The sequence below is a fragment of the Pseudoalteromonas rhizosphaerae genome, from assembly GCF_902498845.1.
Classification (GTDB): Bacteria; Pseudomonadota; Gammaproteobacteria; order Enterobacterales; family Alteromonadaceae; genus Pseudoalteromonas; species Pseudoalteromonas rhizosphaerae.
Genome location: NZ_CABVLM010000001.1, coordinates 630076 through 653072, shown reverse-complemented (window position 1 = coordinate 653072; position 22997 = coordinate 630076). Strand labels below are relative to the sequence as shown.

Sequence of the window (22997 nt, the reverse complement as noted above, 5' to 3'; positions counted from 1 at the left end):
ACCGGAAGCAAAATGCTTCCGGTTATTAGCTTTATAATATATTAAAATATTGCGCGAACACCTAATGCAAAGCGTCTTCCAGAGAACTCATACATTGATGGGAAAGCTGGATCTAATGTATATCCTTTAGTCGCTTCATCGGTAATATTAATGCCCTCTAATGTGAATTTTACTGAATCATTAATGCTGTAACCAAATGAGACATCTGTTTGACCATACGCATCACGATAAACTGGATACATATCACGCTCAATGTACTCTACGTATTTGTCTTTATAGTTATATGAAATACGCGCATCAAAGCTTTCATTTTCATAATAAAAAGTCAGGTTGTAGGTTTCATCTGCAAGCCCCTCTGGCGGGGTAGGGATACCTAAGTCAGATGCACCCGTTAAGGAGTTATTTAATGTCGTGTAGTTAGCATTGACACCAAAACCTTCTAACATGCTACTAATACGAGCAAATGGAATTTGTGCAATAAACTCAACACCACTAACATCATACGAGCCTTCGGCATTCACTTTTTGATAAACATCAAAATCATAAACACCGTCAACAGTACCATTATCATTGTACTTAGTTACGCCATTAACAACACCTGTGAGTGATTCACGTACGACGCCTTCAATTTCTTTTTCAAAGTAAGAAACCGCTAATAAGCCGCCATCTTCTAAATACCACTCTAGGCCCACTTCCCATTGATCAGCATAAGTTGGTTTTAAGTCTGGATTACCATCGCGGTATTTAAACTCGTTTAAGCTCACTGTGCGTTTATAAGCAATATCGGTAAGGGCAGGGCGCATTAATGTTTCTGAAGCCGCAGCACGCAGTACTAAGTCATCATTAAGCTCAAGGGTAAAGTTAATACTTGGCAGTACTTCAGTGTAACCACCACTTTTAGAGACTGGTGTTGACGTATAAGATGTTGAGCCATCATCATTTTGTACTTGGTGATAACCTGATGAATCAACTTTAGTATCAATATAACGCACACCGGTATTCAAGGTTGCGGGCATATCGCCAATATCAAAAGCAAAATCAGCCATTGCATAAATAGCCGTGGTTTTTTCTGCTACTTGATAATATTGGTCTGGTTCGAAATCAACACCAAAGCCTTCATATCTAAGTTGGTTACGAGCATAACGATTAGAAATTTGACTCCAACCTTGTTTAGACGGTACGTCAGATAGATACTCGCCACCATTAACCAAATCTGAAATATTAGTTAGTTCACTGTCAGCTAACGTACGCGTGCCTACCCAAGAGGTATCACCTGCTGATGGACCTGTTGCTCGGTTAGTACCATAATTACGCTCTTTTGATTTGTCGGTATACCGCGCCCCAAACTGCAACTTGGTTAACGCAGGGAAGGAATCTAAGCTAAATTGGCGAGAGAAATCCAATTGAGCAGCATATTTATCATCTGAGATTGCTTCAAGATTAACTTCGTTATAGTCAAATAAATAAGCCTCAGGTGAGTTATACATATCAAATGTATCAGGATTATTACTTGGTATAGTTTCTGCGCCTGTGCTGGTATAACGTGAACGTGTTGCACGATAGGCTGTATGTTTTAAATTAGTGGATTCGGTTGTTTTATCTGCGCCACTATAACCCACTAAACCGTATATATCCCAGTCACCTACAACCCAGTCCATTGCAATGCTAAATTGTTGGTAGTCAGTATCACTACTGTGTTCTTTACTTAAAAATTCGTGTTGAGTAGCCGCATAGTCAACGTCGGTTAGAACAGTGATACCGTAATCACCTAGCGTAGAGCTATCATATTGATTAATGCGTTCTAAAGAGCTAACACTTGATGCGGCATAAGCGGATGCATCATATTCGTCTTCATGATCATCAAAATTACCCAGTAAGCCATCAAAGGTTAAGCTAAATTCGCTGCTAGGTTTATATTGTAATGACAGTGTTGCCCCCCATTTTTCTTGCTCTGTTAAGTATGAACGATCGCCTACTTTATTTAAAAACACCACGCGGCTTGTTTCATCGCTATCAAAGCGATCATTAATTGTTATACCGGTATCACGCTCTAATACGTCCACAGCTTGGTCAGATTGCCATTGCGATGAGCCTTTCTTTTCTAAAAATCGAGAAAGGGGGCGAAAATCGATCCCTGAATTACTATCAGTACGATTAGTCCGTTGAGAGAATGCAAACGAGGCAAGTGCCCCCCAATCACCAAATGTATCACTGGCTAAAAAGGTTAGTTTAGGATCTGATTTTTCTGATATTTCGTTATAAGCCCCTTCGACCGATGCCACTAACTTACGGCCGTCATAATCAAATGGTCTTGCTGTTGTGATTGCGACTGAACCTGCAATACCGCCTTCTTCATCCGCAGCCGTTGATGATTTTTTTACTGTAACACTTTGAATAATTTCAGAGGCAAACATATCAAATTCAACATCACGCCCGCCACTGCCCGATGCCGTAGCAAGATTATTGATTGATACGAACGTAAATTCACTCGGTAAACTACGTACATTCACCTTTTGACCTAAGCCCTTATTACGCTCAATAGTCACCCCTGGCATACGCTGTAGCGCTTCGGCTAAGTTTTGCTCAGGAAAATCCGCAATATCTGAAGCGACTATCGAATCTGAAAAGCCAATATTACTACGTTTTAAATCAATCGCTTGCTCTAAGCTTTTAATATAACTACCGGTTACGACGATTTGCTCCATCGCTTGATCTTCTTTTTCAGTTTCTTGTGCATAGCTTGGTGCTACAAATAACGAGCTAAGTGCTAATGCTAACGGTGATAGAGTAAAAATTCGCTTAGTCATCATGTTGGTCCTGTTGTATGTATTACGACTTTAAATTGATTTCGCTTCTAATGACGGTGCAAAAATTTAATAGGGGACGTATTTATTTGATGAAGTTTTTATGTCGGTTTTGCGACATCACACTCATAAAAGTGTCATCAAATCATCATAAAAATAGTGTCACCTTTGCTTTAGTATGAGCGTCTGTTAAATAACGTAATGCTGTAGATATCGATACAACGATGCCCCAAACTCAAACATCTCTATCGCTTGCAAGCAAGCAAAGTCAATCTCATCGACCATTGGTTAAATGTTTTATTGCGAATCAAGATGCATTAAAAAGTTTCTTTCGTCGGGCGGTTGGTGAACAAGCCGATGCAGATGATTTATTTCAAAAACTATTATTAAAAGCGTTAAAAATTGAGCGCACAGAGCATATTGATAACCCACTAGCGTATGGTTATCGGATGGCACATCATTTAGTGATTGACCATCACAAAGAGCAAAGTAAATATCCCGAGTGCCTAGAGCATGAGCCATTAAGTACAGAGCTTTCCCTTGAAAACTTACTCGACCATGAGCAACGACTGCGTTTATATCAACAGGTACTCACACAAATGCCTGCGCTACGTCGTGATGTGTTTATTCGAAGGCGGTTACATGGCGAAAGCCGCCAACAAATAGCGCAAAGCTTAGGGTTATCAGAAGAAGCGGTAAAAAAGCATATTTCCCGCGCGATGGATATGCTCAAAGACGCAATCAGCGAATTTATTGCCGACTAAGTGTCCCCTTAATGAACGTTAAGTCGTTATATCAATAATAGAGATAGATAGAGAAATAACATGGTCACCTCATCCAAACATGACGATGAAAATAAAGATCCACTCAAGCAAGCGATTTGGCAAGATGCCGCACTCATTGCAGCATTACAAAAATTAGACTCACAAACACAAGTGAATCAGCCAACACAGGCAGAACCTAGCCAAGAAAAGCCTTTTTGGTTGTGGGGAAGTGCGCTTGCAGCCAGTATTATTGTGGCCGTGGTTGGCGTTATGCAATTAAGCTCAGAGGTAACCCCTGAAGCTTCTTCGCTCGTTGCTGCACAACAGTATTTTGCCACTCAAGCCACAGATGTTACTTTGTCAGATGGCTCTGAAGTTGCATTAAATACACACACTAATTTGCAATTTAATGAAAACGATAAAGCCAGACAAGCAACCCTGAGTAAAGGCGAAGCTTATTTTTCAGTAAAACGTGATGAACATCGCCCGTTCACCATCAATACCGGTAACGCAACAATAAGCGTATTAGGCACCGCTTTTAATATCGATAAAACCCTACGCGAAACCACAATTGATGTGTTTCATGGCAAGGTGGCGGTAACCACACCAGATAACGCACAGCGAGTAGAATTAGTAAAAGGGCAGCGAGCTCGCGTTCATAATAATCATATTATTGTAAGTACATTTAAAGCACAGCAGCCTGATTGGCAACTTGGCTGGCTTGATTTAGAAAATGTCACCATTAATGATGCTATTTTTCAACTTAATCGCTATACCGACAAACCATTAGTTCTGAGTAATGTGGATGCTAACTTACGAGTCAGCGGTCGTTTTAAAACAACCGATGTCGTTGGCGCGGCATCTTTAATCGCGCAATTAAACCAGCTTGAGGTTAATCGCTTTGACGACAGTATTGTATTGTCGCCAACAAACTAGTTTGAGCATATTTTTGCAGTTGGTGGCATTGTCATAAATTGTTCATTTATATTCTGCACACTGTCGTTTTATTAATGAAGTAGCAAGGCCGTTCATAGATGTTACGTATAAGCAGTTTTTTATGTGTAGCACTCTCGATTTTTTCTATTGCAGCTGATGCCGCAACGGCCAGTTTAATAGAGCAATTAACTGACCTATCTAAACGGTTTTCCACTGCGATAATATACAACACCTCATTACTAGCAGGCTTAACCGTTGAGCCCAGTACTCAAACCACACTTGAGCAAACTCTTGATTTATGGCTGACTCCTAGGCAATTAAGCTGGCAAAAAACCGCTTCTGGCATCGTTATTTTTCAAACAGCAACATCAGTACCAGCACCGGCAATATCAATACCCGAAACTAACAATACGCAGGTGATTGAAGAAGTAACAGTAACCGAGTCGTTACCCACACCATCCAATGGTGATGCCTATAACCGCAATTACCAACAAGCAATTAACTACGCCCAACAAATAAAGAGTAACTATGTAGGGCAAAGCGAAATAGCTGTAGGCGCAATGCTCAATCAACTGCCAGCTGAAAATCTTGCCGAGGCACTACAAGCAGTACCCGGCATAAGCATTACCCGCGATCGCGGTGAAGCCCTTAATATTAATGCCATGGGATTGGGTGCGGAATATCAATTAACGCTGTTCAATGGTCATCGCCTTGCAAATACCGAAAACGTTCGTAACTCAAACCAATATGGGCAACAACACCGCTTTGATATATTTAGCGCTGGTTTATTTTCAAATATCGCGGTGTATAAAACCACAAACTCAAGCCTTCCTAGTGGTGCAGTAGGCGCTACCGTTAACTTGCTTAGCGATGACCCCCTTGCTTATCAAGACAATAACCTACAAGTTATGCTCACCACCGCTGCGCTTGAAGGTGAACAAAACCTTCAACCAAGCTTTGGATTAACAGGCAATGCCAAAACAGCAGATGGTAACTTAGCTGTGATGATAAAAATGAACTATGAGAACCGTCTGCAACGTCAATTTCAGTTTGAAACCTGGCACTGGGGAGAAAACGGCGGCGCACCGCAGCCTTACCAATGGCCTGATATTAATAAAAACATCTTGGTGCCTACAGATGGCTTAGCACTGACCATAGAAAACGAAGATCGCACTCGCGCAACATATTATGGCGCTTTAGCCTGGCAAGCTACTGAGCGTTTAAAGCTTAATACTCTGTGGTTTAGATCAGATACTGACTTTTCGTTTGATGAGCACCGTATTTCGATTAACCCACAAAGTCAGTCAGCTCAAGCACAGGTTAACGATGAAAATAATAGCCTAAACCAATTTGTATTTAACGCTGTAAATGCCAAAACTAGCCGTGAAGAATCCAACTTATATTATGCCAACCAAACCATACAAGTTGATGCTAACTGGCAACCAAGTGCGCATTTACCCTTAACGCTTTCGCCATTTTACAGTAGCAGTAAAGCAAACAGTAAAACTAAAGAGCCTATCACTCGCGTTCATGTTGCGACTTCACCTATGCAAGCAGACGTAGCTTTACAAAACACATCGGTTGATAACTTTAATTTTACAAGCAACTTGGGGTTAGTAAGTAGCTACTCACATATTAGCCAAATGAGTAAACGCACTATCAATGTGCTTAATGAAGTACAAGAGTGGGGCATAGATAGTCATTTCAGTGCTGAAAATAGTTGGGGCCTGCAAGCGCTGGATATCGGCTTTTTACATTCAACACAAAGCTATCACTACGCCCGCAAAGATATCAGTTTATCGCCCTCAGCTTTAGAGCAACTACCTAATTTAGATGGCCGTTGGCTTGAGCCAATTGCCAATCAGTTTTCAGCAGGATTTATGAACGCTGAAGTACAACCTTGGTTAATCCCAAAAAGTGACCTGTTGCAACTTTATGATATTGATTTGCCGTTCGCAGAAATGAATGAGAGTGACCGATTAAATAGTTACAAAGTAAGCTTTGCATCAAAAGAAGGTTATATCTCTTCACAGTGGCAATTTGAGCAAGTAACGCTAAGCACTGGCTTACGATACAGTAATACATTAAGTGAAACACAAGGATCGCAACTAACAAAAACTGGGGGGGTGGCGCCTATCAATAGCAGCAATAATGATAGCGCGTGGTTACCGTCAGTTAATTTAAAATGGCAGCCTTCGCAATATTGGCAATGGCGGGCGGGCTTTAACCGCGCTTTAAATCGGCCAAATTACTCAGATTTAAACCCAAAACTGCATGTAAACTCAGGAGGCCTACCATATGCAGAACTTGGTAACCCCAATTTGCAACCGGTTATAGCCAACACCAGTACGCTCTCTGTTAACTGGCAACAACAAAGCGTAAGCGCACAATTGCTGGGCTTTAATCACCACATGAATAACTTTATTGTTGAGCAAGCAGCAAGCTTTAATTATCAAGGCCAGCATTACAACTCTTTGCAACGTACTAACGATGGCCAAGCTCAAGTCAATGGCTTACAAGCAAGTAGCCAGTGGCAATTACCGCAATATAGCCAGTGGTTCTTACAAAGCCAATTATCAGCAAGCATCACCCATATCAACAAAGCAGATGTAAGCACCTCAGCTGGTAATCACTTTAAAGTAGAAGGAGTCTCTGACTGGACAGGTAACCTGCGCTTTTTAGTCAGTGATAAAAAATGGCAAGCTGCATTTAATATTAATTACCGTAGTGACTTTTTGGAGCAACGCGACATTAGTAATAATGCCAGTAGTTATGTTGAAGACTACACCAGCACAGATTTAAGCTTTAGCTGGTTTTACTCAGCCAATGCCAGCCTGCGCTTAGACATGTTTAACGCCACCAATGAAACACTCACCCGCACAGCTAAAACCGACTATGCGAGTTCATTAATGAAAGCAGAAGAATTTGGCCGCCGCGTGGTAGTTAGCTTGTCATTAAGAATATAAGTTTTTGAATTTACCACACGTAAACAAAGATCGCTTTTGTAAACCCCCATTACGTTTTGAATAAAAATAATACAAGCAACTAATGTTTAAAGCTAGCTTATGCAAACCCAGTAGCCGCTGAGTTAATGGCTTGCTAGTATCGAAATGATACATAACGATAATTACCTCAGGCAATCCTCAAAAAAGACGAAGATGGCCCAAATATACATGTTTTATATAGCCAAAGTGAAGGTGGCATAAATTGGGGTGAGTTTTAATCGGTATTAAATAAAGCAGGCACGCCACTAAATGGCGTTATTGAACAGGATTTAAAAGCCTTACAACCGACCTTTTAGTAAATATGTTAGCGATGAGCTAGAGCCTAGCTGGTTTATCAATAAAGCAAACAACGTGGTTATGGCTTTTCGTGATCAACAAACTCTACCGACCATACAGTATCAAGGTAAATACAAACGCATTGGTTACAGCTACCCAAAAAGTTATCTTTGGCAAAACAGCTTATGGATAAGCTACGCAATTAATAAAGAAGATATAGCCGTAACAAAGTTAGATTTAGCACTGGTAGAAGGGCCGTTGAATTAATAATGTGTGTTATGGTGAAGATAGTAACACAAGAAAAACAGGTTTATTGATGATTGATTTTTAAAGTAAAAATCGCTTGCATGCATTAAAATATTTTCCTCGCCTATCGAGATATAGCAATATCATCTATGCTTATCAGCAGGGGCAAAAACTCTCATCGTACTTCTCAACAACAGAAAAAGGCTAATTATGGTTCAGCATCTAGGTTCTATATTTGTATCACATGGCCATTTCGAGTTCAGCCGGGCAAAAAATATATTGATTTACAAAATAATTGGTGCTTGGAACCTGCAAATGGCTGAAGAATTTAATAAACATTTACTTAAGGAAATATCCGAACTGGAGAATCCAGGTAAATGGTGTCGTATAATGGATATGAGTGAATATCAGTTGTGTACATTTGATGCGATAGAAGAGCTTATGAAGGTAATCGATATTGAAGAAAGCCGTGGATGTATTTTACGTTGTTACTGCAATATCACAAGTACCCACAAACAGTTAGTTGAAAAAAAATACAAGTCTAACCCGCCCGTATATTTTAACTCTGTTAATGAAGCTAAGCTCTATAGCTTAGAGCAACTAGAAAAAATAAAAACCTAAAAAATCTCATTGATTAGATAAAGTTTTCACGACGTTGCATGTAGATATCAGCCATACCTCATTGTCCAACTAGTAATTTATCCGTCTTTTACTATAAATAGAAAATCAGCAGCTATTTTGTAATTATTATTGTTAATGTACGTACCAGTCACAATGACACGCTCACCACTGGCATTTAGCTTAGGCTCAACTACTTGTCCATGCACTTTCAATAGTGTCGGATTCAAGCCATGCCTTAAACTTTTCAGCTCTTTTTTGAATAGCGTACCAGTGCCCATAATTCTGAGTTGCATCATTGGCAAACAATGAGCGGATAAGAGACCCTTTATTGGCATCCATCGCGCTTATCAATGCTAAAACAACTTGCTTTGGCGAATAAATTTTATCTACATTTTTACTATCAGTGACTTGTGCCGATAAAGTAGTAACAACGGAAACTTTTATAATTAATAAAAGTGAGTGGCTATGCAGCCACTGACTTACATTAACGCGCAACAAAGCCACCATTAATAAATAAAGTCTGCCCCGTCATCCATTGTGATTGAGCTGAAGCTAAAAACTGAATATGCGGTACAATGTCAGTAATCGTACCTAATCTATTAGCTACACTCGCTGCACACATATAGGCAGTTGATTGTTCGTTTTCTTCTCCATGGAAAAACGCTGTATCTATTGGTCCAGGGCAAACAGTGTTAACAGTGACCCCGCGACTACCAATTTCTTTAGCCAACGCTTTGGTAAAGTCTTCTAACGGTGCCTTTGAACCTGCATATAGAGCATAGTTTCCTGTAAAAGCAGCCAGCAATGACGTGCCCATACTAATGATTCGACCATTGTCTTCAATATGCTTAGCAGCCTCTTGCATCACAAAAAAGGCAGCTTTAGTATTTACATTAAACATTTCATTATAATCATCTTCTGTATACTCTATGAATGGTCGTTTGATCACTTTACCTGCGTTATTAATTACTATATCGATACGACCAAAAGCCTCTTTAGCTTGAGTAAATAAATCAGTGACATTGCTTGGCTCGGAAAGCTCGCCTTGCACTAGTATAGCTCTTTGACCTGCTTGCTCAACTAAACTAGCAGTCACTTTAGCATCACTTGCTGAAGCATCACTGTTGTAATGAATAACAATATCACAGCCATCTTTTGCTAATGCCTCAGCAAACGCCCGTCCCATATTTCGTGCTGCCCCCGTGATAACCGCCACTTTACCTTGTTTTTGTGATGTCATGATTTTGCCCTTATTTGTTGAATTAATCACCAGACAACTATAACCTTAATGTACATAAAGAAAGAACCCGCTAATAATTCATTTAATACATGCGAAAATTACAATAAGTAAATATGAAAGAGATAACAAATGAACAGCTGTTTATCAGAGTTACTGAAGCGGGTAGCTTTAAAAGAGCCGCTGAACTTCTCAATACCGATCCTTCTTCGGTCAGTCGCAGGATAGCTAATTTAGAAAAGCGCCTCGGTGTAAAGCTTGTTGAGCGTTCAACTAAACATTCCACTCCAACAGAGTCAGGACAACAATACTACTCTGGGCTAAAAAGGTTACTGAGTGAACAAGAGTCTCTAGAAAACTTAATTAAAAACACGGTTAATAAACCTTCAGGCCTATTAAAAATTGCTGCTCCCCATGACTTTGGTTGTAAGTTTATTGTTCCTGTGCTTGAAGAAATGACTACGGATTACCCTGACTTATCTATTGAGATAGTATTAGGGAGCCAATTTGAAGATTTAAAATCACAAAGCATTGATGTTGCCATCAGAATTGGAAAGCTGCCCAACTCAAGTCTTATCTGTAGAAAAATAGGTGAAGTGCCACGAGTTGCAGTTGCTTCAACAGGCTATATAAACCAATTTGGTGCGCCACTAGACGTACAATCGCTTGCAACTCATAATTTTATTCTTTATAAAAAAACACAATATGATACGCCGATCTCTACAGATGAATTAAAAACTGAATTGCATGGAAACTTCACAGTAAATAGTGTTAGCGCTGTTAAACGACTCGTCTTAGATGATAAAGGAATTCACATAGGTCCAAAATGGGCCTTTAAAGAAGAGCTTTTAAAAGGCGAAGTAATTCAATTACTCCCTGAGTTAGCGCTCACCAGCTTTCCAGTGCATGCATTGTACGTATCTAAAACGTATTTACCTGCAAAGGTTAAACAATTTATCCAAAAGCTAATTGATAAATATCAAGGTAATGACTTTACATAAAATGTCGGCAATCCAAAATAAGGTTAAAAGTAGCCCGCTTATCTAAAGCTTAGAGAGTTATTTTCAATCTCGCGAATTCCTTTATACAGATACTTACATCCCAGATATTACGCTTTCATCAACATAATTAGTATCAGTAAAATGGACTTGCCTCCATTATTCACGACTACCGTAATAAAGCTGAAGGATTTGACATACTAAGATGCGTTTGCGCTTTAAAAACTAGCCCGAAAAAATCTAAACAATATTTAATTGCACCGCATAGCAAATGCGGTATTTTTATATTATTTACTACTTAACTGTATTCCTAGCGCTGCTGCTTGGCTATAAGCATTATCGAGTGACTGCTGATGACGAGTATCGGCAAACTCTTGATACTCAGAGGCAATTTCATGAATGGTGCTCACACCTAAATATTTGCTCAACGTACGTAAGTGCGGCACTAAATGGCTCATATGCTCACGTATACCACCTTGCTCAAAACCAAACTCACCAGTTGAGGTGATCACAACCAAAATCTTACCGCCAAGTAAAGGCAGCAGCGGAAAGTCGCCACGGGCCAGATCAAAATCAAAAGTTTTGTTGATCCTAACAACTAGATCAAACCACGCCTTTAGCTGCGCTGGCATACCGTAGTTATACATAGGCGAGGAGATCACAATAATGTCAGCACCAGCAATTTCTGCAATGAGTAAGTCAGACAACGCCAGTAACTGCTTTTGCTCAGTAGTCTTTTTATCATCAGGAGTAAATACCGCACCTATCCAGCCTTGGGTAATAAAAGGCGGCGGATTCACACCTACATCACGATAAATATACTCATCTATAGCTTGGTGCTGTGCAAAGCTATCAATAAAACGCTTAGCAATATTTTTAGAGATTGAATCATGAGCTGGGTTGTAATTTTTAGCGGCTCTTACGCTTGCATCAATGTGTAGTAGGGTAGTCATACTGTTTATCCTCGTAGTGAATATGATGTAATCATCTAACGAACAGCGGCGATTCACAAACGAGTTAACCTCAGCTATAAATAAGTTATACTCATCTATAATTTATTTTATCATTTGCCAACATTTATTATGCAAGTCTCACTACAAGCGCTTAAAGCCTTTGAATCAGCAGCACGTTTAGGCAGCTTTAAAGCCGCAGCTGATGAACTATCGCTCACGCCAACTGCAATTTCGCATCATATAAATAACCTTGAAAGCCGATTAAATGTGGATTTATTTTACCGCCAAGTTAGAAAAATAACCCTCACACCAACCGGGGAATATTTAAGTGCGGCCACGAGTGACGGCTTTAACCGCATCGAGCAAGCGCTGGCTACCGTAAAAGCTAAAGGCACCGCCGTTAAAATAACCACCACCTCATCACTGGCCGCACTGCGCTTAATTCCCGCATTGCAGGAATTATCTATAAACCAGCCTAATCTTGAGGTTGATATATCAACCAGTGAAGCTGTTGATAAACAATTACACACCTTGCCCATTCGCTTTGGCCAGCAGCACAATACAAACGCTGATGACATTATTAAAACCGAACAATTTAATCTATTTGGCTCATACAAAGCAGCAAATACCCCATGGCAAAATGGCCCTGTTACGCTGTATACCACAAAATGGAAAAACACCGCCCTGAGTGAGCCACCACTTAAACAATGGCTTACTCAAAACAACTTAGATCCTGCGTTATTTATTATTAAAACCTTTGATCAAGAGCTATTTGGCATTCAAGAAGCCATGACAGGCTCTGCACTGGTATTTTGCTCAACCACGCTAGTACAACGATTATTAAACACCGAGTTACTTAAAAACTTTAATACTCAAGCAGTTGAATCTGAGTTTTGTTATTACATACCCAATAAACAGCGTTTTCAAACCCGAGATACACGCCTAGTTTTAGAATGGGTAGAAGGGTTGTTGGATTTAAAGTGCTGATTAGTTAAAAGCAAGGGGTTACTGGCCTATCGATTGCTTTAGACTTTGCTCGATAGTAAAAATGAGGATAACTGTTCAGGCAAAAGAGTGATGTCTGAAGTCAAGATTTAACCTCTTCTGTTCTCTGTTTTTTACGATTTTCCCACTTTATCTCAGAGTTCTTGACAGTTCCATAAAAAATCCAATGAGATAAATACTCATCGGATTTTCATATCTGTAGAAGGTCAGCCAAATGATCAGTAAAAAACTCTTAACTGTTCGCATTAGCCTGACGGCGATTTTTTAGATCTATTTGGTTAACGCTATCGCTTCACCAGCAAGTGCAAAAATATTTTTAAGCATTAATTGCAAAATATGCCTAATAGAAGCGTAAGTAAAAGAAATCACCTGAAATGGATAGCCACAGAATGTTAGCATATGCCCTAAAATCCCTTTTACATCTTTGGTACAATTTTTAGAGAAATCGATGCTATCAGCTAATGCTTTAGCTATCTGATCGTATACTGTGAGAGCGTTCGAAAAATGATTTTGTATCGCATATAATTTACCAGTCTCACGTAAATGAGTAATTAAAGCTGCACCAATTTTCCGAGCCCATTTAGAGGTGCGGCTACATTCGAGTCGTCTCTCATAATCAAGCCTTACCTCTTCTTGAATCCGTTTTTCCATTCCCTTGTTAATAGCAGAATAACTTTTAAAGTTGCTTGCTGTATGCAAATATCCTGGCGTCTCCTTAGTCATACTATGTGCTTTTGGAGTAATGGTGGCAGCACCGTGTAAAATATATTCTTGCTCCGTATGCATAAATGGCCACACAGGCACTAAAGGAACAGGGTCGGCTGCATGTACACAACGATAAATGCTGTTATCTGTTGCGGACTCAGTTTTTACTGCAAAACTATTATAACCTACTCGCGGCGCGCCAAAAGTATATAATTTTACATTGGCATCAAAGCGGTGCTTTAACCAGTTAGCAGCTAAGTTTGCTAAAGCACCACCTAAACTATGACCTACAACATGAATGTTTAATTTTTTCTTAGTCCTGTGTTTAAAGTATAGCTCTAACTGATTTTTAAAGGAGTTAAATGTATGGTTGAAGCCTGCATGTACAGGTTGGTCATTACTACAAGTACTTAAACCACAATGTAAATCAGTAACAACATCACGGATTTTAGCCGTGCCACGTAAAGCTAAAACATAATCATCTTCATATGCACCCTTCTTACCTTTTGCAATACAGCCAAAATTGGTCGAGTGATTAAAAACTCGCTCAAGAATAGAACCACTTACACCTTTTATAGATTCTGATTCGAATGAAAATAAAGAGCTAATCCTTTCAAAATATGGGTTAGCTCTCAAACCTCTTTTATCAAGGCTTTCGTATGAGATAGCAGCAAAGTTAGCAGCTATTGCAGGGCTTAAAACATTCATCAATATTTCCTTATAATTTAGGTTTTGTTTTATTAATTACCATCCGTTTCAATTTCTGAAAGGTCAAAATAAGCATTTTTTTCCACTACTTCAAAATCATCAGACCAACGACAAATACTTAAAGCTTCAAATTTATAGCCTTCAGTTATCTTATTCTCAAATTTAAAAAGAACCTTTTCATCAGTGGTATCGGCTATTAATTGCCTTAATTTTTTTGCATATTCCTCTCGGTATTTAGCGCCTGACAATCTAGAACCCCAAAGGCAATATTCTTCATGATTGTAGGATAAATAAATAGCTTGAGAAGTAAAAATCTCAGCTAATGGAACTGCTGGTTGATTAGAGCGAATATTAATTTCAGGTAGTAAGAAACTTCCGTTCTTATCCGTGTAAGTGAAATCTTCATAACATTTGCCATCAGAAAAATTTAATACTCTGTCTATTCTCACATTAGATAAAGGCTCGCCCTTTTCACTAACTTGGCCTTTCACCTCAGGGCACAAGTGCACTTTGTAAGCACCAATATGATTACCAAACTTTTTAAGTGTCGTTAAAAATGACATAAACAAGAAGCCTTAAAAATAGGCAGTGAACTTTTTGTGGAGGATTGCTACATGATTCCCTATCAAGCTCAATTATTCACATGCCTTTGTAAATAGACCCCATATGATAAACAAGCTTGTATAAAATACAATGGTTAAAACTTGAGATATACAAGTAAATCAAAAGATGAAGGCAAGCGCGAAGTAAAATGACGTTTAGAAAAGCGATTAACTTGTGCAACGGCTATTAAATACCGAGTTACTTAAAAGCTATGATACTCAGGCAGTTGCATCAGAGTTTTGCTACTACATACCCAATAAACAGCGCTTTCAAACCCGAGATACTCGCCTAGTTTTGGAATGGGTAGAAGGGTTGTTGGATTGATGTAGTTAGGATGTTCGAAGTAATTTTAAAATAAAAATTAGCCGTGTCCTTTCTAACTTTCTTATTTCAACAAATAAAGATTTTGAAATAATACTACTTTAATGATATATAACTATTTCAATTGTATTCAATTTTGAGATAGAAATGATAACTAGACCACCTAGTCGACTAAAAACCAGTCCTTTTCAGTATATTGCAGAAAATGAACCATCTAAAATAGATGAATATATGAGTTTATTTTCACCAACTGATTCTAAAGGTCGTTATCTACATTTCGATGAATTTAAATACCGTCTTCCTAAAGGTCTTGACTCGAGTGTATCTTGGTCAGTTTTAAAAATGGCAAGGGAAAGACAACTTCAGGATGTATTTGAAGTTGGAGATCCAAAAAAGCTTTGTAAATTTTATCTCTCCCCAACAATTCAAAAAGCGATCTCAGAAACCGACAGAAACACAACCAATGCCTCTTTAGAGTGGATGTGTAGTAAAGTTGGAGAAGAAAAGCACTTAGAATATTTATTAAATGACCTTGTTGAAGATGAAGCGATCAGTAGCAGTCAACTAGAAGGCGCAGCAACAACCACAAAAGTAGCTAAGGACTTACTAAAAAGAAAAAGAAAGCCACGCTCCCCTGACGAGAAAATGATCGTAGGAAACTTTAAAATGATGAAATTCGCTTGGGAAAATAGAAATGAACAGCTTTCTATCGAGTTAATCCTAGAACTACACAAAATAGGTGTGGATAATATTAATAATGACAATTACACACCAGGCGTATTTAGAAAAGATGATGATGTTGAAGTCGTTGATGCTGAAGGAAATACAGTCCATACACCTCCCCCAGCAAAAGGGTTAACAAAAAGGATAAAAGAGTTATCGAAATGGATAAATATATGCCATCACGACATTGATAATAGAAACTATTTTCATCCTTTAGTCAAAGCGATAGCGCTACACTTTGCAATCGGCTATGAGCACCCTTTTAGGGATGGGAATGGTCGTGTAGCTAGGGCCTTATTTTATTGGTATATGTTTAAAAATGATTTTGCAGCATTTAGATATATTGCTATCAGCGTTTTATTAAAAACTGCACCAATTCAGTATGGTAAAAGTTATTTATATACAGAAACAGATGAAATGGACCTAACATACTTCCTTGATTATCAATGCAATATAATCATCAGAGCAATAAGTCAGTTTAAAGAGTCTTATGAAAAGACCTTAAAAGAAACTGAGTTATTTAATAAATGGTTATGGGAATCAGGCCTATATAAAAAATTAAATGATAAACAACAAACGGTGTTCCAAGTAGCAAGAGGAGGTGTAGCGCAAAGTTTTACAGCTGTGAATGTAAAAGAAAATTTAGGATGTGCATATAATACTGCTGCAAATGTTTTAAACGGTTTGGTCGAACTAAAATTATTTACAAAACAAAAACATGGAAGAGAATGGGTGTATTCCATTTGTAGCCCTAAGAAAATAGTCGAAGACTGGAAAGCTAGATAGTTTTTCCTCTCGATTTAATTTGTAAACCCTCGTTACATTTTGATTAAAAAAGCCACATACTATTTATTAGTATGTGGCTTTTTAGTCTCTAAACTAACTTATTGAGTTATTGATTCAATAAGTTCTTTTCAAAAAAATCGGCCATCATAGTGTGATAGTGCAAGGTGGTACCTTTGCCTTCTCGTAAGCTATGTGAGCGATTTGGATATGAGAAAAACTCAAACTGTTTGTTGTACTTAACAAGCTCGTTAATTAAACGCTCTGAGCCCTGGTAATGAACGTTATCATCCCCTGTGCCGTGAATAAGCAATAGCTTACCGGTTAGGTTTTTGGCAAAGGTAATTGGCGAGGTGTTGTCGTAACTTTCAGGATCGGTCTTTGGGTTACCCGCATAACGCTCTTGGTAAATAGTGTCGTACAAGCGAATATCTGGCACCGGTGCTGAGGCAATACCTACTTTAAACTTATCGCCATGGCGGAACAATAAATTAAGGGTTGAGCTGCCACCGCCTGAGTGACCCCATACACCAACACGGTCGGTGTCTATTACATCCCAGCGTTTTGCCATGGCATCAAGCGCATCAACTTGGTCTTGTACAGTGACTGAGCCGATTTTTTTATAAATCGATTTACGCCAATCACGGCCTTTTGGTGCTCGCGTGCCACGGTTATCAACCGATGCCACAATAAAGCCTTTTTGCGTTAATAGTGATTTATACAAGTAGCTGTCACCTTCAAAGCGGTCTTGCACTGTTGAGCCCCACGGTTCGCCATACACGTAAAAAACGATTGGGTATTTTTTACTGTTATCCATGTTTTTAGGGAACATAATGTAGCCGTCAAGCTCAGTGCCATCGCTCGCATTCACTTTAAAGAACTCGTGATTTGGTAAGCTTTGCTCTGCGAGTTTTTCTTTCAGCTCTTTATTTTCAACTAAGGTTTTAACATTACTGTGATCGCTTACTTTAATGATCTCTTTAGTTGGCGGCGTGCCAAATTGTGAGTAAGTGTGCATTGCCCATGAGGTATCTTTAGACATGTAATAGCTGTTTGAACCTTGAAATTCAGCAGGCGTTACGCGTACAGGTTTACTACTACCATCCAAAGACGTACTAAATAAATAACGTTGACCTGCATCGTCTGGCGAAGCGGTAAAATACATCACGTTCTTATCTTCGTTTAGCGCCAGCATATCAACAATATCGTAATCACCTGGGGTTAAATCGATAATGGTTTTACCATCGCGAGATACACGATAAAGGTGACGCCAGCCGTCGCGCTCGCTGTGCCAAATAAAGAACTTACCATCTTTTGACCAGTTGGCTTTGTAAAACCACTCGATAAAAGCATCGTCTTTATCTTCTAAAATTTTGGTCAATTGCTGTTTTTGCCAATCGAACAGCCAAACCTTGTTGTGGTTTTGCGGGCGGTTTAAGTCTTGGATCATTAATTCCTTACCGGTGCCTGCCCAGCTAATACGAGGAATATAGCGGTCGCGATTATCGCCTTCAAGTTTGGCCCAGCGGGTTTTCTTATCAGCAAGGCTAACAACCCCCACGCGTACTGCCGAGTTAGTTTCACCGGCTTTTGGGTAAGGAAACTCTTTTAAAGTAGGGTAAAGCTCGTCGGTGTTGTTGATCATGGTGAAAAACTTAACGCCGTTGGTATCAAGCTGCCAATAGGCGATTGATTTGTTATCTGGGCTCCAACGAAAGCCATCAGCAATGCTGAATTCTTCTTCGTAAACCCAATCAAAGTTACCATTAACGATTTTAGCGCTGCCATCGGTTGTAAGCGCTGTTACTTTGTTGCTGCCAACCGCTTGCATATAAATGTTGTTATCACGCACGTAAGCTACTTTTGAGCTGTCTGGTGAGAATTTAGCAAACATCAGTTTTTTAGGTTCTGGTTGCTCACCGCCGAGTTGCTGTAATTTATTGGTTTCAAGGTTTAAGAGCCAAAAATCACCACGGCTGCGAGAGCGCCACACTTGCTCGCTATTGGTAAATACCATCAACCATTTGCCGTCTTTTGACCACTGGTAGCTTTCGATTGCAAATGGCTCATCTGCGCCCTCTGGCAGTAGTTTTTCAAACTCAACTAGAACTTTGCGGCCAGTACCATCGGCGTTGTAAAATACAATGTCGTTGCCTTTTACACCGTGCTCTTTTTCGTCATCTGCTTTGGCATTTTCAGCGTCGTCTTTTTTATCTTTTTCGCTTCCACGTTCTTCAAGCACGGTGTAGCCGGTGCCATCATCAAGCCATTTAAAGTAAGTGCTACGCTGCGCTTTGAAATATTTATCTTTATAGATTTGTTCAAGCGACAGTGGATTGCTAATTTGATTCATCGTTGTTGTAGCCGTGACGTTGTGTGTTACCGAACAGCCTGATAGCGACAGCCCAGCCAATACCGACAGGACAAGCCCTGAGGTTTTGATTATATTCATTATATGATCCTAAAAGTGCTGTTATTAGTTATTGTATTTGTTCAAATGGTTGAGGAAGTGACAAAATGATTCGCTCGTAAAACTGAGCAAGGTTAACTACAGATACTTTAGCAAAGTTTGCATATAAGATCAGAACGTTCATCGCAAGCATTCATCCATTGACCCCAAACATTACATGCAATATACAACATAAAGTTTAATCTTTTTTGTTTAACTGCCAAACAACTATATTTGCCGGTACAACGCCTTTAACTCCATTCGCAATAGCTTCACATCTAATTAGTTGTAGCGAATAAGCATGGTGATAGTGATCAAATACCTCTTGAGCGCTAATACTGTATGGTGTGCCATCGCGTTTAGACTGATCATATACACAACAAATAAGTAGCTGTGGTGCTTTTTGTGTGATCATCACTACATGCCTGCTATATTTTTTACGTAGTGTAAAAGGCAGGGCTACTAATGATCCGCGATCATATATAACATCAACAGATCCAAGTAAGTTGGCGGTTAGTGCAAAAATATCTCCCACCCAAATAGCCAAATTATCCGCACTATACAGTTTAAACTTGTCGTGCACCGTTACTGTAGGTGTAACATTTAAAGAGCCAAGTAGGTGTTTAATGGCGCTTTCACAGAGCTCAACGCCCACAACCTGTATATTCTGCTCGAGTAGCCATGCAATGTCGTTTGTTTTACCACATAAAGGCACGAAAACTCGGCCATTTTGAGGAATTTTCAAGTTAGTAAAATAACGATCTAAGTATGGATTTACTCGGCTTTCATGAAAACCAATATCATTGTTTTTCCAACGATTTAACCAATAATCAGCAGACATAGTAGCTCCTCAAAATAGCAATAAAACAAGCGAGCTGATATAAATTCCTGCACCAAATACACAATGTGATACACAGCTTTTAACTCTGGCCGACGCTGGTCTTGGCGTTTTACTCGCAGCAATACCCAGCCCAAGCGCAGGTTGCATAATAAAAAAAGGCGTACATACTGTGGCTAAACCAAATATAAGGGCGGGTATTAGGCGGGGGGATACTAGCCAGTCATTTGACATAACCAATAAAAAAGTAAAACTAAAAATAACGCCTATTACATAATGGATAAACCAACCGATTGCGCATTCGCCTTTTTGCGATGGCGCTTTGTTTATTGCTGTATGGTTAAATTGACCACTTCGCATCAAGCTTATCCAGCGACCGACCATACAAAAGTTTAAAGATGGCACGCCAAACACTTTCGCAAGTAATAGCGACCAACTATCAAGCACTGCTGTTGCGCCTACACCGATAACAATAACAGCTACCCAATTAATACTGTGTTCCATAAAAATACTCTTTAACAAGAAAACCTAAGAGCAATGATATAGACTTACTAAAATGTTAAATATAAAGCTTTAATCAAACTTAAATTGCAAAAGTGGAATCATGCTAGATGATATAGTGCTGTTTGTGCACATAGTACAACAAGGAGGATTGTCTCAAGCGGGGGAGTATTTATCGCTGCCTGCGGCAACAGTTACGCGGCGTTTACAGCGCCTTGAATCTCGCCTTGGGCAAAAACTGCTGCATCGCTCTGCACGCCAATGCACACTCACACAACAAGGACAGGTGTACTATCAAAGTTATGCCAACTTAGTTGAGCAATTTGAACAAACTCGTTATCAACTCAATCAACAAAAAGAACAACTTAGTGGTAAGCTAAAAGTGCTCGCGCCACTGAATATCTGTCATGGTTTTTTAAAGCCGATGTGGTTGTCGTTTTGCAAGAAATACCCTGATATTCAGTTGGAGCTGATTTTAAGTAATCAACTTGACGATATTATTAAAAACCAAGCTGATTTAGCGCTCAGGATCGGCCCTCAAGCTGATTCGTTATTACAGCAAAAAAAGCTCGCAGAAGCCGACTCTATTTTAGTAGCGACCCCAAGCTATTTAACCAATGCACCCGTGCTCACTGAACCTAGCGATCTTAAACAACATCGCTTAATTGGCACAACGCTGAGAAATAACTGGCCACTCACCCACATAACTACGCGAGCAAGCTATACACATATGTGCCGCTTTAGCAGTATTTATAACGATACTAGTTTTGTTAAGTACCAAGTGGCAGATCATCAAGGGGTCGGCTTATTACCTCGATTTGAAATTATAAACGAGCTGGCAACGGGAGAATTTGTCAGGGTGCTGCCACAATGGCAAAGCCATAATCGCGAAATTTATGCTATCTGGCCAAGCGGCCGTTTACTTAGTAAAAAAGCGGTTTGTTTACGTGATTACATGCACGAATTTATTCAACAGCGGCTTTAAACATTTTTATGCCACTGATATTCCATTTGCTTTGCTGTTAGCTCTGCGTGTGCTGGGCTTATTAGCTCTGCAACTAGGGCTAAGCTCATATCAATACCCGCAGAAATACCGCCAGAAGTAGTTAATTTACCTTGTGACACCCAACGCTTATTTGCGATCACATTTAGAGCTGGGAACATGGCAGCAAGATCGCTCTGATCTTCCCAATGAGTTGTCACCGTTAAACCATCAAGTAAACCCGCTTTGGCCAGTAAAAAAGCGCCGGTGCACACCGAGGCAACTTTGCTAGCAGCGCCAGCGGTTTCTCTGATCCAGTTTATTACGGCTGGCTTTTCAAGCTCATGTGTATGTAAACCACCTACAACAATCAGCACATCAAAAGCGGGGTGATCAGCAAAACTGTAATGGGGGTTTACACTAAAACCTGCACGGGCAATAACCGGCCCGGCATGCTCGGCTACAAAAAATACCTGCCAGTTATTGTCTGCTAAACGCTTTGCCGTGCTAAACACTTCAAATGGGCCTGAAAAATCCAGCACTTCGGCATCATCGTAAATATAAATAGCAATATTCATCATGTGTTTTCCTTAGCTTCCTCTGCATCGAACATTAACTTTAACCACCTTAAGTCTTTTGCATCTAAGTTTGCTTGTTTATGTAATGAGGGATCATCATAAACATCTTTATAGACATGGCAAATCGCTACTTCGGTTAACTCACGCCATTTGTCGTCATTAAACTCTGATAGTGAGCCATCTGCTAAATTAAAAGAACTGATAGGATCATGCTCAGCTTCAGTCGTTCTAAGAGTTAACTCTAACTCTTGTAAAATAGGGTTGATCAACTGTAGCGTATTTGCGGCCTCAAACTCTGCAATTATATTGCTTTGGGCTGCTTTGATTTCTTTTTCAAGTTGATATTGAGACAATTTATCGGCAGAGGCACGCACACCATATTTATTCAGTAGGCCAGTGATACTTGGCAGCATAGCTTTAGCTGCAATGCTGGCTCCTAACAATGGATTTGCAATAGCCGCTAAGCCACCAACCAAAAGCATTCCGTAAGTGAGCTTTTTATCTAAGGCATCAATATCATTAGCAAGCGACTGTAATGAATTAGTTTGCCCGACAGCTTGATCACGCATAATTGCATCAGCACTATTTAGCATGTAATGGCGAAGTCCGGCCTCAGCATGCTCATTAGGAAAATGAAAAATACGCCGCTTAGGTAAGTTATTAATCTCAGGTACGCCGTTTGGCAAATAACGCATGGTGTGTAAAGCGAATTGATGTTCCGATAGTGCGAAAGGAATTACAAAATAATGCTTTTCATCAAATGACGTAGGGGTTTGCGTACCAAAGCGTTCAAATGACATAAAAATAGGCAGACCATCAATCATTTCTTTTGCTAATACATAGCCTTTATTTAATTCATCAAACATTTTATTAGATGTCGATTTTAGCTTAACAATTCCTTTATTTATAAAATCTTTCATAATTATTTGTTGATCCAATTCGATTCTAGCTGCCGTAAAGG

The 22997-nt window shown here is 39.5% G+C and carries 20 protein-coding genes; 9 read left to right on the top strand and 11 right to left on the bottom strand.

The window, feature by feature from the left end; translation table 11 throughout:
- Window positions 1-41 precede the first annotated feature (41 nt).
- The gene (locus PSR9079_RS02660) at window positions 42-2810 is read right to left on the bottom strand and encodes a TonB-dependent receptor (protein ID WP_246175476.1); all 2769 of its coding nucleotides are present in this window, start codon (window positions 2808-2810) and stop codon (window positions 42-44) included.
- Window positions 2811-3028: 218 nt separating this feature from the next.
- Here PSR9079_RS02660 and PSR9079_RS02655 point away from each other — a divergent pair, with 218 nt between their 5' ends.
- From PSR9079_RS02655 to PSR9079_RS02635, 5 genes are all read left to right on the top strand, one after another.
- Window positions 3029-3568 (top strand): RNA polymerase sigma factor, encoded by a 540-nt coding sequence (locus tag PSR9079_RS02655; protein WP_149980321.1) that lies wholly within the window; start codon window positions 3029-3031, stop codon window positions 3566-3568.
- 60 nt (window positions 3569-3628) lie between these two features.
- Window positions 3629-4504, top strand: a complete 876-nt coding sequence (locus tag PSR9079_RS02650) for a FecR family protein (protein WP_149980320.1) — start codon at window positions 3629-3631, stop codon at window positions 4502-4504.
- Between the two features lie 98 nt (window positions 4505-4602).
- On the top strand, window positions 4603-7470 hold the full coding sequence (locus PSR9079_RS02645) for a TonB-dependent receptor (protein WP_149980319.1): 2868 nt from the start codon (window positions 4603-4605) through the stop codon (window positions 7468-7470).
- A gap of 396 nt (window positions 7471-7866) precedes the next feature.
- A complete protein-coding gene (locus PSR9079_RS02640; protein ID WP_149980318.1) occupies window positions 7867-8052 on the top strand; it encodes a hypothetical protein in 186 nt (61 codons plus the stop codon).
- Between the two features lie 189 nt (window positions 8053-8241).
- Window positions 8242-8652, top strand: a complete 411-nt coding sequence (locus PSR9079_RS02635; protein WP_149980317.1) for a hypothetical protein — start codon at window positions 8242-8244, stop codon at window positions 8650-8652.
- Window positions 8653-8838: 186 nt separating this feature from the next.
- On the opposite strand, the gene PSR9079_RS02630 is transcribed toward PSR9079_RS02635, so the two are convergent.
- Window positions 8839-9147 carry a hypothetical protein gene (locus tag PSR9079_RS02630; protein WP_149980316.1) on the bottom strand — a complete coding sequence of 103 codons (309 nt, stop codon included), beginning with the start codon at window positions 9145-9147 and terminating at the stop codon, window positions 8839-8841.
- The gene (locus PSR9079_RS02625; protein WP_149980315.1) at window positions 9137-9892 is read right to left on the bottom strand and encodes an SDR family oxidoreductase; all 756 of its coding nucleotides are present in this window, start codon (window positions 9890-9892) and stop codon (window positions 9137-9139) included. Before PSR9079_RS02625 ends, PSR9079_RS02630 begins: the two co-directional genes overlap by 11 nt.
- A gap of 113 nt (window positions 9893-10005) precedes the next feature.
- Here PSR9079_RS02625 and PSR9079_RS02620 point away from each other — a divergent pair, with 113 nt between their 5' ends.
- Window positions 10006-10890, top strand: a complete 885-nt coding sequence (locus PSR9079_RS02620) for a LysR family transcriptional regulator (RefSeq protein ID WP_149980314.1) — start codon at window positions 10006-10008, stop codon at window positions 10888-10890.
- A 284-nt stretch (window positions 10891-11174) separates the two neighbouring features.
- On the opposite strand, the gene PSR9079_RS02615 is transcribed toward PSR9079_RS02620, so the two are convergent.
- Window positions 11175-11840, bottom strand: a complete 666-nt coding sequence (locus PSR9079_RS02615; RefSeq protein WP_149980313.1) for an FMN-dependent NADH-azoreductase — start codon at window positions 11838-11840, stop codon at window positions 11175-11177.
- Window positions 11841-11969: 129 nt separating this feature from the next.
- Between PSR9079_RS02615 and PSR9079_RS02610 the strand changes: the two genes are divergently transcribed.
- The gene (locus PSR9079_RS02610) at window positions 11970-12827 is read left to right on the top strand and encodes a LysR family transcriptional regulator (RefSeq protein WP_149980312.1); all 858 of its coding nucleotides are present in this window, start codon (window positions 11970-11972) and stop codon (window positions 12825-12827) included.
- A gap of 288 nt (window positions 12828-13115) precedes the next feature.
- Here PSR9079_RS02610 and PSR9079_RS02605 read toward each other — a convergent pair whose 3' ends face one another.
- Both PSR9079_RS02605 and PSR9079_RS02600 read right to left on the bottom strand, forming a co-directional pair.
- Window positions 13116-14258, bottom strand: a complete 1143-nt coding sequence (locus PSR9079_RS02605) for a lipase family protein (RefSeq protein ID WP_149980311.1) — start codon at window positions 14256-14258, stop codon at window positions 13116-13118.
- A gap of 32 nt (window positions 14259-14290) precedes the next feature.
- Window positions 14291-14821 (bottom strand): DUF6795 domain-containing protein, encoded by a 531-nt coding sequence (locus PSR9079_RS02600; RefSeq protein ID WP_149980310.1) that lies wholly within the window; start codon window positions 14819-14821, stop codon window positions 14291-14293.
- Between the two features lie 508 nt (window positions 14822-15329).
- Here PSR9079_RS02600 and PSR9079_RS02590 point away from each other — a divergent pair.
- Complete coding sequence (locus tag PSR9079_RS02590) at window positions 15330-16691, top strand: Fic family protein (protein WP_149980309.1); 1362 nt, start codon at window positions 15330-15332, stop codon at window positions 16689-16691.
- A 106-nt stretch (window positions 16692-16797) separates the two neighbouring features.
- Here PSR9079_RS02590 and PSR9079_RS02585 read toward each other — a convergent pair whose 3' ends face one another.
- The 3 genes from PSR9079_RS02585 to PSR9079_RS02575 form a co-directional block, all read right to left on the bottom strand.
- Window positions 16798-19140 (bottom strand): S9 family peptidase, encoded by a 2343-nt coding sequence (locus tag PSR9079_RS02585; protein ID WP_149980308.1) that lies wholly within the window; start codon window positions 19138-19140, stop codon window positions 16798-16800.
- A gap of 196 nt (window positions 19141-19336) precedes the next feature.
- Window positions 19337-19978, bottom strand: a complete 642-nt coding sequence (gene tmpT / locus PSR9079_RS02580) for a thiopurine S-methyltransferase (RefSeq protein WP_149980307.1) — start codon at window positions 19976-19978, stop codon at window positions 19337-19339.
- Between the two features lie 9 nt (window positions 19979-19987).
- On the bottom strand, window positions 19988-20479 hold the full coding sequence (locus PSR9079_RS02575) for a DUF2938 domain-containing protein (RefSeq protein ID WP_149980306.1): 492 nt from the start codon (window positions 20477-20479) through the stop codon (window positions 19988-19990).
- Window positions 20480-20579: 100 nt separating this feature from the next.
- On the opposite strand from PSR9079_RS02575, the gene PSR9079_RS23865 reads away from it, so the two are divergent.
- The gene (locus PSR9079_RS23865; RefSeq protein WP_182739320.1) at window positions 20580-21461 is read left to right on the top strand and encodes a LysR family transcriptional regulator; all 882 of its coding nucleotides are present in this window, start codon (window positions 20580-20582) and stop codon (window positions 21459-21461) included.
- Here PSR9079_RS23865 and PSR9079_RS02565 read toward each other — a convergent pair.
- Together PSR9079_RS02565 and PSR9079_RS23860 are read right to left on the bottom strand one after the other, a co-directional pair.
- Window positions 21458-22036, bottom strand: coding sequence for a DJ-1/PfpI family protein (locus PSR9079_RS02565; RefSeq protein ID WP_149980394.1), 579 nt, complete (start codon window positions 22034-22036; stop codon window positions 21458-21460). The two genes, PSR9079_RS23865 and PSR9079_RS02565, sit on opposite strands and share 4 nt — an antisense overlap.
- Entirely contained in the window at window positions 22036-22956 is a 921-nt protein-coding gene (locus PSR9079_RS23860) for a hypothetical protein (protein WP_246175475.1), read from the bottom strand. Before PSR9079_RS23860 ends, PSR9079_RS02565 begins: the two co-directional genes overlap by 1 nt.
- Window positions 22957-22997: the final 41 nt, after the last annotated feature.

What these genes read in the sequence shown, in the direction of transcription:
- PSR9079_RS02585 (WP_149980308.1), bottom strand. Translation starts at nt 19,140, where the DNA reads ATGAATATAATCAAAACCTCAGGGCTTGTCCTGTCGGTATTGGCTGGG.
- PSR9079_RS02660 (WP_246175476.1), bottom strand. Translation starts at nt 2,810, where the DNA reads ATGATGACTAAGCGAATTTTTACTCTATCACCGTTAGCATTAGCACTT.
- PSR9079_RS02635 (WP_149980317.1), top strand. Translation starts at nt 8,242, where the DNA reads ATGGTTCAGCATCTAGGTTCTATATTTGTATCACATGGCCATTTCGAG.
- PSR9079_RS02640 (WP_149980318.1), top strand. Translation starts at nt 7,867, where the DNA reads ATGGCTTTTCGTGATCAACAAACTCTACCGACCATACAGTATCAAGGT.
- PSR9079_RS02575 (WP_149980306.1), bottom strand. Translation starts at nt 20,479, where the DNA reads ATGGAACACAGTATTAATTGGGTAGCTGTTATTGTTATCGGTGTAGGC.
- PSR9079_RS23865 (WP_182739320.1), top strand. Translation starts at nt 20,580, where the DNA reads ATGCTAGATGATATAGTGCTGTTTGTGCACATAGTACAACAAGGAGGA.
- PSR9079_RS02650 (WP_149980320.1), top strand. Translation starts at nt 3,629, where the DNA reads ATGGTCACCTCATCCAAACATGACGATGAAAATAAAGATCCACTCAAG.
- PSR9079_RS02615 (WP_149980313.1), bottom strand. Translation starts at nt 11,840, where the DNA reads ATGACTACCCTACTACACATTGATGCAAGCGTAAGAGCCGCTAAAAAT.
- tmpT (WP_149980307.1), bottom strand. Translation starts at nt 19,978, where the DNA reads ATGTCTGCTGATTATTGGTTAAATCGTTGGAAAAACAATGATATTGGT.
- PSR9079_RS02625 (WP_149980315.1), bottom strand. Translation starts at nt 9,892, where the DNA reads ATGACATCACAAAAACAAGGTAAAGTGGCGGTTATCACGGGGGCAGCA.
- PSR9079_RS02605 (WP_149980311.1), bottom strand. Translation starts at nt 14,258, where the DNA reads ATGAATGTTTTAAGCCCTGCAATAGCTGCTAACTTTGCTGCTATCTCA.
- PSR9079_RS02645 (WP_149980319.1), top strand. Translation starts at nt 4,603, where the DNA reads ATGTTACGTATAAGCAGTTTTTTATGTGTAGCACTCTCGATTTTTTCT.
- PSR9079_RS02610 (WP_149980312.1), top strand. Translation starts at nt 11,970, where the DNA reads ATGCAAGTCTCACTACAAGCGCTTAAAGCCTTTGAATCAGCAGCACGT.
- PSR9079_RS23860 (WP_246175475.1), bottom strand. Translation starts at nt 22,956, where the DNA reads ATGAAAGATTTTATAAATAAAGGAATTGTTAAGCTAAAATCGACATCT.
- PSR9079_RS02590 (WP_149980309.1), top strand. Translation starts at nt 15,330, where the DNA reads ATGATAACTAGACCACCTAGTCGACTAAAAACCAGTCCTTTTCAGTAT.
- PSR9079_RS02620 (WP_149980314.1), top strand. Translation starts at nt 10,006, where the DNA reads ATGAAAGAGATAACAAATGAACAGCTGTTTATCAGAGTTACTGAAGCG.
- PSR9079_RS02600 (WP_149980310.1), bottom strand. Translation starts at nt 14,821, where the DNA reads ATGTCATTTTTAACGACACTTAAAAAGTTTGGTAATCATATTGGTGCT.
- PSR9079_RS02565 (WP_149980394.1), bottom strand. Translation starts at nt 22,036, where the DNA reads ATGAATATTGCTATTTATATTTACGATGATGCCGAAGTGCTGGATTTT.
- PSR9079_RS02655 (WP_149980321.1), top strand. Translation starts at nt 3,029, where the DNA reads ATGCCCCAAACTCAAACATCTCTATCGCTTGCAAGCAAGCAAAGTCAA.